4 protein-coding genes are annotated in these 13,164 nt (G+C 73.9%); 1 reads left to right on the top strand and 3 read right to left on the bottom strand.

Features of this window, described 5'->3' with window-relative positions:
• Nucleotides 1–222: 222 nt before the first annotated feature.
• On the bottom strand, nucleotides 223–1,146 hold the full coding sequence (locus tag AB0I21_RS56475) for a hypothetical protein (RefSeq protein ID WP_360574179.1): 924 nt from the start codon (nucleotides 1,144–1,146) through the stop codon (nucleotides 223–225).
• Between the two features lie 331 nt (nucleotides 1,147–1,477).
• A complete protein-coding gene (locus tag AB0I21_RS56470; protein WP_360574177.1) occupies nucleotides 1,478–3,418 on the bottom strand; it encodes a ricin-type beta-trefoil lectin domain protein in 1,941 nt (646 codons plus the stop codon).
• Nucleotides 3,419–3,642: 224 nt separating this feature from the next.
• Here AB0I21_RS56470 and AB0I21_RS56465 point away from each other — a divergent pair, with 224 nt between their 5' ends.
• A complete protein-coding gene (locus AB0I21_RS56465) occupies nucleotides 3,643–4,644 on the top strand; it encodes a LacI family DNA-binding transcriptional regulator (protein WP_360574175.1) in 1,002 nt (333 codons plus the stop codon).
• Between the two features lie 196 nt (nucleotides 4,645–4,840).
• Here AB0I21_RS56465 and AB0I21_RS56460 read toward each other — a convergent pair whose 3' ends face one another.
• Complete coding sequence (locus tag AB0I21_RS56460) at nucleotides 4,841–13,159, bottom strand: amino acid adenylation domain-containing protein (RefSeq protein WP_360574181.1); 8,319 nt, start codon at nucleotides 13,157–13,159, stop codon at nucleotides 4,841–4,843.
• Between the last annotated feature and the right edge of the window lie 5 nt (nucleotides 13,160–13,164).

Below are 13,164 nucleotides of genomic sequence, written 5' to 3'. Positions count from 1 at the left end.
TCTTACTGACTCGTACACCACCGAGATATACACCCCGTTACACACACTCTTCCCCCCCCCGACGCTCTTCCCATCTCAATGTCCAATCGCCCGTGCTTCCGTCGTGGTGGCTCGCCGGGATGTCCCCGGGGCGGGGCGCCCCCCCCCCCGGGCCCGGGGGGCTCCCCCCGGGGGTGCCCCCCGCGCCGTCGCCGGCGCGGTTCACCGCCGCCCGACGCGGGCTCAGTAGGCGATGTCCACGACGAGGCGGGTCGGGTTGGTCAGGAGCATGACCCGGTAGCCGGTGCGGTGGTGGGTGGTGATGAACGCCGACACGGTGCCGTTGTCGTAGACGGCGAACGACACCGACTGTGCCTGGGACAGGCCTGTCGGCGTGGGGTTCGGGCCGGTGACGACGCCGCGCTGGGTGGTGGCGGCGGTGAGGCCGACGTGGATCGTCGTCGGGTTCGGGACGGTGTAGGCGACGCTGATCAGCGGGGTGGTCGCCGTGGCCAGGTCGAGGACCACGCGGTCGTAGCCGGGGTGCGCGGCCGACCGCACGCCGGCGATCTGGACCTGTGCCGCGGTGCCGGCGCCGCCGAGGAACCGTTCGGTGGTGAACGGCTGGGTGGGCTGGTGCGCGACGTCCACCGCGATCCGCGGCGGGTTCGTCAGCCGCAGCACCCGGAAGCCGACCCCGTCGGCGAGCCCGAGACCGAAGCTGATGTACCCCTCGGACGCGCCGCCGGACTTGATCTGGCGCAAGGTCGGCAGGCGCGGGTCGTACACCCGGGTGAGGTCGATCGTGGACGCGCCGGTCGCGACGTCGTGGGCGAACGCACCGTCGAACACGACCCGCAGCGTCGTGGCGCCCGCCAGCGGGATGGTGGCGCCGCTGCCGGCGGCGACGAGCGGGCCGTACTCCACGCGGTACCCGGGGGTGCCGCCGGTGAAGTCGAAGACGGTGCGGTCGTAGGCGTCGTGCCGGCCGGTCCGGACGCCCACCAACGTCGGCGGGTGCGGGTCCCACGGCGGCACGGTCGCGGTGCCCGTGATGGGCGTGACGCCCGTCGGGGCGGGCAGGTCGTCCGCCGCGGTCGCGGTGCCCGGCAGGGCCAGGACCGGGACGAGCAGCAGGGCGGCGGACAGCAGTCGGAGCTTGGTCATCCGCATGGCAGTGGCCTTTCCAGAGGGATCGAGTGCGATGACACGACCCAGACGCCCGACCCCTCCCGCCGGTTGACGCACCGCGCCGACGGTGTCCTCGATTCGACACAAGATTTCGAAAACAATGGATGTATTGCCGGTGAACTTCCCCGACCGGTTCCTGCGCCACCAGGACGGCGGCACCGTCACCGCCGTCCTGACCGAGCGTCCAGCTCTGGTTGGCCGCGCCCGTGCACGTCCTTCAGGTGCGGGACACGATCTTCCTCCGGGGTGAGGGAAGCGGTGGGGGTGGCGGCGCCCCGGGCGGAGGGGCGCCGCCACCGGTGGTGCGCTAGGGCAGCGTCCAGAGCTGGTTGGCACCGCCGAAGCAGGTCCAGATCTGCAGGCGGGTGCCGTCTGCAGAGCTGTTGCCGGTCGCGTCGAGGCACTTGCCGGAGCCGGTGTTCACCAGTTTCCCGGCGTTGACCGTCCACTTCTGCGCGTTGGTGCCGTTGCAGTCGTAGAGCTGCACGGTCGTGCCGTCGGCGGTGCCGGCGCCGGTCACGTCGAGGCACTTGCCGAGCGCGCGGAGGCTGTTGTCGGCGTTGCCCGTCATCCACTGCTGGGCGCCGGTGCCGTTGCAGCCGTACAGCTGGACCGCGGCCCCGTTGGCCGAGCTCGCGCCGGCGACGTCGACGCACTTGCCGCCGATGCCGGTGATCTGCCCGGTGCGGGTGCCGCCCCCACCGGTCTGCGTGGCGGTCGGGGTCGGGTTGCCCGTCGCGGTGTTCCACGTGAACGTCGCCGAGGTCCGCGTCGGCAGGCTGTACACGAACGACTGGCCGCCCCAGTTGACCTTCAGCGTCTGCGTCGAGCCGCTGGAGTTGTAGGCGATGAGCACCTTCGAGCCGTCCGGGTTCTTGAACGCCACGTTGGGGATGGTGCCGTTGGCGGTGGAGTCGATGCGCACGGCGCCGGGGCGGACGAACTTGGTGAGGTGCCCCATCGTGTAGTACTCGACGGTGTAGTCGACCTGGCCGCTGCGCGAGTCGCCGCGGTGCACGGTGATCAGGCCGGTGCAGGTGCCGCAGCCGCCGTTGTGCGGACCCATGTTCTGGTCGACGGCGAGGCTCCACTTGGTCCAGGACCGGCCCCAGTTGCGGAAGTACTCGATGAGGTCGTACATGTCCTCGGAATGCTGGTTGCCGACCCAGGTGCCGCCGGAGTGCTCGGTGAAGTACTGGTTGACGTTCGGGAACTGGTTGTGGACCGTGGTCATCTGCGTCGGGCTGCCGCCGTAGTCGTGCCAGGCGATGCCGCCGAAGTTCGGGTGGCCGCGCAGCGCGGCGTCGTTGACCAGCGGCGCCACCCACGTGTCGTACGTGTCGAAGTTCCAGTCACCGATGAGCAGCTTCGTGCTCAGGCCCGCGCTCTGCAGGGCCGGCATCAGGTCGTTCTTGGCGAAGGACTGCAGGCCGGAGACGGGCCACTGCATCGACGGGTAGCCGGGGCAGCAGCCGGGCTCGTTCTGCTGCGTCACGTAGTTGACGTGCACGCCCTGCGCCTCGTAGCCCTGGACGTACTTGGTGATGTACTGCGCGTACGTCTTGTACCACTGGGCCTGCAGGTAGCCCTGGCTGTAGGCGTTGTTGTCCTTCATCCACGGCGGCGCCGACCACGGCGAGCCGATGACGATCATGCCCGGGTTGAGGGCCTTGGCCTGCTTGGTCAGTGCCATCACGTCGGCGTCCCGGGCGAGCGAGAAGTCGTTCAGGTCGCAGCAGGTGGTGTCGTACGAGTAGCTGTTCTGCGCCAGGTCCGAGGAGCCGATGACGTTGCGGGTGGCGCTGACGCCGATGCCGGCGGTCGGGCTGAACAGCTTGGTCATGACGTCGTTCTGGGTCGCCTGGCTCAGCGCGCCGCTGCCGCGGATGTTGAACGCGGCGGTGTCGGTGAACGACGCGCCGGCGCCCTCGAACGGCTGGTAGGTGCTGCCCTCGTTGACGGTGACCGTCTGGTTGGCGCTGCCGGTGCTGGCGGTGAACACGACCGGGGACTGCTGCTGCAGGCCGCGGGTCACGGTCCGGCCGCCGCTGTCGGAGGTGGTGGTGAGCCAGACGTTGACGCTCTCGTTGGCGGCGTTGGCGAACTGCTGGGGCAGCACGATCACGGCGGCGGCGACGACGCCGACGGCCGCGGCGACGGTGGCGAGCCGCGCCGGCCGGCGCCGCGACCGGGGGTGCCGGCGGGCCGCGGGCGGGTCTTCGGTGGGCGTTTCGTGGGCATGCGACATGAGCGCGCCTTTCAGGGCGGGTCACGACGGGGCGCCACCGCGGGCGGGCGTGGCGCGAGGTCGTCGGTGGGGGTGACGGGTGTTCCATAGAACACACCCGATGCGGTGTCGAGTCAATCAAAGCGAAGCACAAATTTTCTGTAAATTTGTTACATCGCTGCCGCGCCTGCCTATACTTCGCCGCATCCCGGGCGCCCCGCCGGCGACAGACCGAAGGAGCCGACGTGCCGAGACGTGCGACGATCCGCGACCTCGCCCACCACAGCGGCGTGTCGATCGCGACCGTGTCGCGCGTGCTCAACGGGCACGCGAACGTCGCCGCGGGCACCCGCGACCGGGTGCTGCACGCCGCCGGGCAGCTGGGGTGGCACGGCGGCCGCGCCACCGACGGCGACGTGGTGTTCGTCCGCTGCCCGTACGTGCTCAGCGACTACTTCGGGCTGATCGTCTCCTCGGTCGTGGAGACCGCCGAGCTGCACGGGATGAGCGTCATGATGAACGCCGGGAAGGGCGCCGCCGGCCGCAGCCCGCTTCCCGCGCTACCGGACCGGCCGGGTGTGCGCGGCGCGGTGCTCATCCTGCCGCCCGAGCCCACCGAGGATCTGGTGATGCTCCGCGACCGGCGGTTCCCGTTCGTGGTCGTGGACCCTCGCACCGCGCCGCCGCGCGACGTCGTCGCCATCTCCTCCGCCCACTTCGCGGGCGCCCGCAGCCTCATGGCCCATCTGGTCGGGCTCGGGCACCGCCGGGTCGGGATCATCGGCGGTCCCCGCGAGTGGTCGGTCAACGACGGGCGGCTCGCCGGCTACGTGACGCCGCTCATCGAGCTCGGCCTCCTGCCGCCGTCCGAGCTGCTGCGCTTCGTCACCGAGCCGAACGAGGCGCAGGGCCACGCCGCCGCCTGCGACCTGCTCGACCTGCCCGACCCGCCGACGGCGCTGGTCGGGTTCAACGACAAGATCGCCATCGGCATCCTGCGGGCGGCCGCCGAGCGGGGGCTGCGCGTGCCCGCGGACCTGTCGGTGGCGGGCTTCGACGACATCGACGTCAGCCGCGCCACCCATCCGATGCTCACCACGGTCCGCCAGCCGCTCGCCGAGCTCGGCCGGATGGCGGTGACGATGCTGCTGCGCATGATCGGCGGCCACGAGCTCGACGCCCTGCACGTCGAACTGGCCACGGAGCTCGTCGTCCGCGACTCCACCGCCCCGCCCCCGTCGATGTAACAGTTTCATGCGCATGTTCCACCGCGCCGGGCGGGACCGCCGCCGGCGGGTGCGGCACACTCACGACACGTTCAGCGTGTACTTCCTCGCCGACCCGCAGCCGGCCGAGACCATGGTCGAGGACGGCCCCGGGCAGGCGGGCCTGCCCGGTGTCGAGCTCACCATTGGCCGCCGCCGCGGATGCGTCACCCCGGTGTCACCGGTACTCGTCCGGGGTGAGCATCGGGCGGAGGGCTGGGCGCGCCTGCCGCGGGATCGCCGGGCGGGCGCCGACGTGCAGGGCCAGGCCGGCCGGGGTCGGGGTCTCGAAGAGGACGCGGATGTCCACCTCGACGCCGAGCGACGCCCGGATCCGGCTGATCAGCCGGACCGCCAGGAGGGAGTGGCCGCCGAGGTCGAAGAAGTCGTCGTCGACGCCGACCGTCTCCAGGCCCAGGGTCTCCGCGAACGCGCGGCTGAGCAGCTCCTCCCGCTCGTTGGCCGGGGGCCGCCCGGTCCCCGCGGTGCTCGCGTAGTCCGGCGCCGGCAGCGCCTTGCGGTCGAGCTTGCCGTTGCTGGTGAGCGGCAGCGTGTCGAGGATGACCACGGCGGCCGGCACCATGTGCTCCGGCAGGCGGGCCGCGACGTGCTCGCGCAGCGCGGCCGGCTCGGCGTCGCCGGCGACGTAGGCGACGAGGCGCAGGTCCCCGGGCCGGTCCTCGCGGACGACGACCGCGGCCTGCGACACCAGGCGGTGCGCGGCGAGGACGGCCTGGACCTCGCCGGGCTCGACCCGGAAGCCGCGGATCTTCACCTGCTCGTCGGCGCGGCCGAGGTAGACCAGGTCGCCGGAAGGGGTCCAGCGCACGACGTCGCCGGTGCGGTAGAGGCGGCCGCCGACGTCGAACGGGTCGGCGACGAAACGGGACGCGGTGAGCCCGGAGCGGTCCACGTACCCGCGGGCGAGCTGCGCCCCGCCGACGTACAGCTCCCCCGCGACGCCCGGTGGCACCGGCCGGAGGCGGGCGTCGAGGACGTACACGCGGGTGTTGGCGACGGGCCGGCCGATCGGCACCGGCGAGTCGCCGGACAACCGGGTGGTCAGCACGCCGATCGTCGTCTCGGTCGGACCGTAGTGGTTGTACACCGGCCGGTCGCCGGCCGTGGCGACGAGGTCCTGAAGCCAGGCGGCCGGCGCCGCCTCGCCGCCGAGGACCAGCCCGCGGGCCGGCACGATCGTGCCGAGGGCCGCCAGGTGCGACGGGACGACCTTGAACGCGTCGACCCGTTCGGCGGCGACGAACGCGGCGAGCGCCGCCGGGTCGGTCACCGCCCCTTCGGGGGCGACGAGCAGCGTGCCGCCGGAGGCGAGGGCGCCGAACACGACGGTGTTGCCGAGGTCGGTCACCTGTCCTTGCAGGACGGCGTAGCGGCCGGGCCCGGACAGCCCGACGCGGGCCGGCACCGACGCGACGTAGTTGGCGAGACCGCCGTGGGTGACCCCGACCCCCTTCGGGGTGCCGGTCGAGCCCGACGTGTAGATGACGTAGGCCAGGTGGCCGGGCAGCGTGCGGGCCTGGACCGGGTCGGCGGGCGTCGCGGCGATCCGGGGGTTCTCGACGGCGACCATCCGGACCCGGCCGGCCGGCAGGTCGTCGAGCACGTCCTCGGCGCCGAGCAGCAGCGCCGCCTTCGCGTCGGCGAGCATGAACGCGATCCGGTCCACCGGGTGGCCCGGGTCGAGCGGCAGGTACGCGCCGCCTGCCTTCCACACGGCGAGGACCGCGACGATCATGTCGGCGCCGCGTGGCAGGCAGAGCGCGACGACGGACTCCGTGCCGACGCCCTGGCCGGTCAGGTACCGGGCGAGCCGGTTGGCCCGGGCGTCCAGCTCGCCGTAGGTCAGCTCGGCGCCGTCCGCGACCAGGGCGACCGCGCCCGGGTCCTGCGCCGCGACCATCTCCGGGACGAGCAGCGCCGGCAGTGCTGTGGCGGTGTCGTTCCAGGCGTGCAGCACGAGGTCCCGTTCGGCCGGCTCCAGGACGTCGACCGTGGACAGGCGCCGGCCCGGGTCGGCCGCGACGGCCTCGAGGAGCCGCAGCCAGCGCCGGCCGATCGCGGACACGGTGCCGGCGTCGAACAGGTCCGCCGACCCCGTCAGCCCGCCGGCGATCCCGGCCGGCGCCCCGGCGGCGTCGTAGGTCTCGCCGACGACCGCGGCGAGGTCGAACTTCGCGGCGGTCGGCGCCGGCGCCGCCGCGGACCCGCCGGCCTGGATGCCGGGGAGGTCCAGGACCGGCTCCTCGCCGGTCTGCACGGTCAGCAGCACCTGGAAGAGCGGGTGCCGGGCCAGGGACCGGGCCGGGGCGAGCTCCTCCACGAGCCGCTCGAACGGCACGTCGGCGTGTTCGAGCGCGGCCAGGGCGGTGCGGCGCATCGCGGCGAGCACGTCGGCGAACGCCGGGTCGCCGGACAGGTCGCTGCGGATGACGAGCGTGTTGACGAACGAGCCGACGAGTCCGTCGAGGGCCTCGTCGCCGCGGGCGTCGACCGCCGTGCCGACCGGGATGTCCGTGCCTGCGCCCAGTTTCGCCATGAGGATGGCGTACGCGGCCTGCAGGAGCATGAACATGGTGACGCCTTCGGCCCGGGCGACTGCGCGGAGCCGCTCGTGCAGGCTCGCCGGGATCTCGACCGGCACGGTGTGCCCGCGGTGGCTGCCGACCGCCGGTCGGGGCCGGTCGGCGGGCAGCGTCAGCTCCTCCGGCGCCCCGGCGAGGGCCCGCTTCCAGTAGCCGACCTGGCCGGCGATGACGCTGTCCGGGTCCTCCTCGGAGCCGAGCAGGTCCCGCTGCCACAGGGCGTAGTCCGCGTACTGAACCGGCAGCGACGTCCACTGTGGAGCGTCCCCGGCGAGGCGGGCGGTGTAGGCGGCCGACAGATCCGCGGCGAGGGGCCGCATCGACCACGCGTCGGCAGCGATGTGGTGGATGACGACGACGAGCAGGTTGTCGGGGGTGAACAGCCAGGCCCGGATCGGGATCTGGGTCGCCAGGTCGAACGCATGCTCGGCGGCCTGGGCGACCGCGTCCGGGCCGCCCTCCGTCACCTCGAGGTGCCAGTCGAGCTCGGCGAGGTCGAGGATCCGCTGGAACGGGTCGCCGTCCTCGGTCGGCAGGACGGTCCGCAGCACCTCGTGCCGCCCGATGACGTCACGCAGCGCGGCGCCGAGCGCGGCCACGTCGACGGCGCCGGTCAGCCGCACGGCGAGAGGGATGTTGTAGGTGGCGCTGGGGCCTTCCAGCTGGCTGATGAACCACAGCCGCTGCTGCGCGTAAGACACCGGCAGCCGCTCCGGCCGGACCGTCCCGGCCAGACCGGCCCGGGCCGTGCCCGCACCCGGGAGGCGGGCGGCGAGCCCGGCGACCGTCGGCGCCTCGAACAGCGCCCGCAGCGGCAGCTCGACGCCGAGGACGGCGCGGACCCTGCTGACGAGCCGGACGGCGAGCAGCGAGTGCCCGCCGAGGGCGAAGAAGTCGTCGTCGACCCCGACGGCGTCGACGCCGAGGACGTCGGCGAACGCGAGGCACAGCAGCTCCTCGTGCGCGGACGCCGGAGCGCGTGAGGCGCCGGTCTCGAACCGCGGCTCCGGAAGCGCCCTGCGGTCGAGCTTGCCGTTCGGGGTCAGCGGCAGCGCGTCGAGCGCGACGAACGCCGACGGCACCATGTACTCCGGCAGGCGCTCCGCCGCGTGCTCCCGGAGCCCGTCGGTGGTGCCGACGACGTAGGCGACGAGGCGGTCCTCGCGCAGCACGACCGCCGCCCGGCTGACGCCGGGGTGGCCGAGCAGGACCGCTTCGACCTCGCCGGGTTCGATCCGGAAGCCGCGCAGCTTCACCTGCGTGTCGGCGCGGGACAGGTAGACGAGGTCTCCGCCGGCCGTCCAGCGCACGACGTCGCCGGTGCGGTACACGCGCTCGCCGGAGCCGGTGGGGTCGGCGACGAACCGTTCGGCGGTCAGGCCGGGGCGTCCCCGGTATCCGCGGGCCACGCCGGCGCCGCCGATGTACAGCTCGCCGGCGACCCCGGCGGGCACCGGGTGGAGGCGGTCGTCGAGGACGAGGACGCGGGTGTTGGCGATCGGCCGGCCGATCGTGACGCCGCCGGTGCCGGTGACGCCGGCGGCCGTGGACCAGACGGTCGTCTCGGTCGGGCCGTAGAGGTTCGTGACCGACGCGGCCCGACCGGCGAGCGTGCCCGCCAGGCCGGCCGGGAGCGCCTCGCCGCCGACGAGGACCCGCACGCCGCCCCAGTCGCCGGTGTCGGCGTCGGTGGTCAGCGACTGCCACAGGCTCGGCGTGCCCTGCACGACGGTGACGCCGTGCCCGCGCACCAGGTCGCGCAGCAGCCGCGGGTCGCGGACCTCGTCCCGCCCGGCGAGCACGACCGTGGCGCCGTGCAGCAGCGGCAGGTACAGCTCCAGCGCGGCGATGTCGAACCCGACGGTCGTCACGGCGAGGAGCCGGTCGGCGGCGGTGAGGCCGAACCGGTCCTGCATCGCGGTGAGGAAGTTGACGAGCGCGCCGTGCTCGACGGCGACGCCCTTCGGGGTGCCCGTCGACCCGGACGTGTAGATGAGGTACGCGAGCTGCGCCGGGGTCACCTCGACGGCCGCCGGGCCGGTGGGCGGCGCCGGGTCGTCGAGCGTCAGGACCGGTGCCGCCGCGCCGGCCGTGGCACCGGCGGAGGCGGCGTCGGTGAGGACGCACACGGCGCCCGCGTCGGCGAGGACGAACGCGACCCGCTCCGCGGGGTACTCGGGGTCGACGGGCAGGTAGGCACCGCCGGCCTTGAGCACGCCGAGCAGCGCCGCGACCAGGTCGGGGCCGCGCCGCAGGCAGACGCCGACGACGGACTCCCGCCCGACGCCGCGCGCGAGCAGCAGGTGCGCGACCTGGTTCGCACGGGCCTCCAGGTCGGCGTAGGTGACGGCGGTGCCGCCGGACAGCACCGCGACGGCGTCCGGGGTCCTGGCCGCCTGCGCCGCGAACAGCGCGGGCAGCGTCGCGTCCGGCACGGCGGTGGCCGTGTCGTTCCAGTCCGCGAGGATCCGGCGCCGTTCGGTGTCGTCGAGGACGTCCACGTCGGACACCGGCCGGGCCGGGTCGGCGACGACCGCGTCGAGGACCCGCGTCCAGCGTCCGGCGATCGACGCGACGGTCTCCTGCTCGAACAGGTCCGCCGCGCCGGTCAGGACGCCGCGCAGTCCGGCCGCGGTCCCTTCGGCGCCGAACGTCTCGGCGACGGCGAGGTCGAGGTCGAACTTGGCGGCCCGGGACCCGGCGGACGCCGGCCGGCTGCCGGTGCCCGGCAGGTCGACGGTCACCTCGGCGGTGCTCTCCAGGGTCAGCAGGACCTGGAACAGCGGGTGCCGGGCGAGGGACCGGGCCGGGGCGAGGTCCTCGACGAGGCGTTCGAACGGCACGTCGGCATGCTCGAACGCGGCGAGCCCCGTGTCCCGCACCCGGTCGAGCAGCTCGGTGAAGCTGGGGTCGCCGCCGAGGTCGGTCCGCAGGACGAGGGTGTTGACGAAAAAGCCGACCAGGTCCTCGAGGGCCTCGTCGGTGCGGCCCGCGACCGGAGTGCCGATCGGCACGTCGGTGCCGGCGCCGAGCCTCGACAGCAGCACCCCGAACGCGGCCTGCAGCACCATGAACACCGTGACCCCGCGTTCGCGGGCCAGGTCCCGCACGCGGGCGTGCAGGCCCGCCGGGACGTGCACCGTCACGCTGTGGCCGGTGTGCCCGGCCACTGCGGGGCGGCGCCGGTCGGTCGGGAGCGCGAGCTCCTCGGGGGCACCGGCGAGCGCCTGCCGCCAGTAGCCGACCTGCCGGGCGATGAGACTGCCCGGGTCGTCGGCGGATCCGAGCAGGTCCCGCTGCCAGAGGGCGTAGTCGGCGTACTGCGCCGGCAGCGGCGTCCACCGCGGCGCGGCGCCTTCCAGCCGGGCCGCGTATGCGGTGCCGAGGTCGCGGGCGAGGATGCCGGTCGACCAGCCGTCGCCGGCGATGTGGTGGACGACGACGACCAGCGTGCGGCCGCTGAACAGCCACGCCCGGATCGGGATCTCGGTCGCCAGGTCGAACGTGTGCCGGGTCGCCGCGTCGACGGCGTCCGGGCCGCCTTCGACGGTCTCCAGGTGCCAGCCGGCCTGCCCGCTGTCGTCGAGGATGCGCTGGAACGGTGCGCCGTCCGCGACGGGGAAGACGGTGCGCAGCACCTCGTGCCGGTCGATGACGTCCCGTAGCGCGGCGTCGAGCGCCTCGACGTCGACGTCGCCGGTGAGGTCGAGCACGGCGGGGATGTTGTACGTGGCGCTGGGGCCTTCCAGCTGTCCGATGAACCACACGCGCTGCTGGGCGTAGGACAGCGGCACCCGCTGCGGTCGGGTCCGGCGTTCGACGGCGGCCCTGGGGTCGCCCGCGCCGGCGAGCCGGGCGGCGAGACCGGCGACGGTCGGCGCCTCGAACAGGGTCCGCAGCGGCACCTCGACGCCGAGGACGGTGCGGACCCGTGCCGCGAGGCGGACGGCGAGCAGGGAGTGGCCGCCAAGGGCGAAGAAGTCGTCGTCGACGCCGACGGTGTCGAGGCCGAGCACGTCGGCGAACGCCTGGCAGAGGAGCTCTTCCCGCACGCCGGCGGGTCCCCGCCCGGCGCCGGAGGCGAACTGCGGGTCCGGCAGTGCCCGGCGGTCGAGCTTGCCGTTGGCGTTGAGCGGCAGCGCGTCGAGCACGACGATCGCGGCGGGCACCATGTAGTCCGGCAGCCGCGACGCGGCGAGCTTGCGCAGGGCGACGCTGTCGGCGGTGCCGGCCGCGTAGGCGACGAGCCGGTCGTCGCGGGCGACGACGACGGCCTGGGTCACGTCGGCGTGCCCGGCGAGGACGGCTTCGATCTCGCCGGGTTCGACGCGGAACCCGCGGACCTTCACCTGCTGGTCGCTGCGGCCCAGGTAGACCAGGTTGCCGTCGGCGTCCCACCGCACGACGTCACCCGTCCGGTACAGGCGTCCACCGGCGCCGAACGGGTCCGCGACGAACCGGTCGGCGGTCAGACCCGGCCGGTTCAGGTAGCCGCGCGCGATGCCGGTGCCGGCCAGATACAGCTCGCCCGCCACGCCGGGCGCGACCGGCTGCAGGCGGTCGTCGAGGACGTACGCGCGGGTGCCACCGATGGGCCGGCCGATCGGCGGGACCGGGCGGGTCACGCCGTCGTCGAACCAGGCGGTGGCGTAGACGGTCGCCTCGGTCGGGCCGTAGATGTTCGCGACCGCCGGCACCGCGGCCCGGACCGTGTCCAGGACGGTCGCCGAGAGGCCTTCGCCGGCCAGGACCGCCATGCCCGCGGTCACGGATCCGATCACCGGCACGAGCGCCGACGGCACCGCGCAGATCAGTGACGCGTCGTCCACCGGCGCGTCGGCGAGGGCGAGGAGGTCGTCGACGAGGCGGACGGATCCGCCGCTGCACAACGGGCCGAACAGCTCGAACACCGACACGTCGAAGCTCAGCGACGTCGCACCCAGCACCCGCCCGAACAGTGCACCACCGAACCGCTCCCCCGCCCACCGCACCAACACCGCCGCCGAACGATGCTCCACGACGACACCCTTCGGCGTGCCGGTCGAGCCCGACGTGTAGATGACATAGGCCGGGTGCGACGGCAGCAGCGCGGTGTCGAGGTCGGTGGCGTCGCCGCCGGTCACCTCGGTCACGACGAGGACGGCGCCGGCGTCGGCAACCATGAATGTGACCCGCTCGTCGGGCAGGTCCGGGTCGAGGGGCAGGTAGGCGCCGCCGGCCTTGAGGATGCCGAGCACGGCGACGAGCAGGTCGATCCCGCGGTGCATCCGGACACCGACGACCGTCTCCGGTCCGACGCCGAGTCCGCGCAGGTGCCGGGCGAACCCGTTGGATCGGGCGTGCAGCCACGCGTACGTGACGGACTCGGCGCCGCAGACGACGGCGGTCGCGTCCGGGGTGCGGGCGGCCTGCGCGGCGAACAGCGCGGCCAGGGTGGTCTGCGGCGCGGTGAACCCGGTCGCGTTCCAGTCGACGAGGACGCGGTGCCGTTCGGCCGGTCCGAGGATGTCCACTTCGGACAGCCGGGTGGCGGGTGCGGTGACGACCGTGGTCAGCACGCGGGCGAGGCGGTCCGCGAGCCGGTCGACGGTGCCGGCGTCGAACAGGTCCGCGGATCCGGTGACCGTGCCGGCGAGGCCGGCCGGGCCCTCGGTGACGGCGACGTCGAGGTCGAACTTCGCCGCGACCGGCCCGGCGGCCGCGGCCGCGGCGGTGACGCCGGGCAGTTCGAGGACGGGGTCGGCGGTGTTCTGCACGGTCAGCATCACCTGGAACAGCGGATGCCGCGACAACGACCGCGCCGACGACAACTCCTCCACCAGACGCTCGAACGGCACATCCGCATGCTCGAACGCCGCCAGACCACCCTCCCGCACCCGACCCAACAACTCCACGAACG

Source organism: Dactylosporangium sp. NPDC050588, assembly GCF_040654975.1.
In the GTDB taxonomy this organism is placed as follows: domain Bacteria; phylum Actinomycetota; class Actinomycetes; order Mycobacteriales; family Micromonosporaceae; genus Dactylosporangium; species Dactylosporangium maewongense.
The sequence above is the reverse complement of the archived record's forward strand: the minus strand, read 5'-3'. Positions and strand labels throughout refer to the sequence as shown.

Excerpts from the sequence above, each read along its gene's own strand:
- AB0I21_RS56470 (WP_360574177.1), bottom strand. The coding sequence starts at position 3,418 with ATGTCGCATGCCCACGAAACGCCCACCGAAGACCCGCCCGCGGCCCGC.
- AB0I21_RS56475 (WP_360574179.1), bottom strand. The coding sequence starts at position 1,146 with ATGACCAAGCTCCGACTGCTGTCCGCCGCCCTGCTGCTCGTCCCGGTC.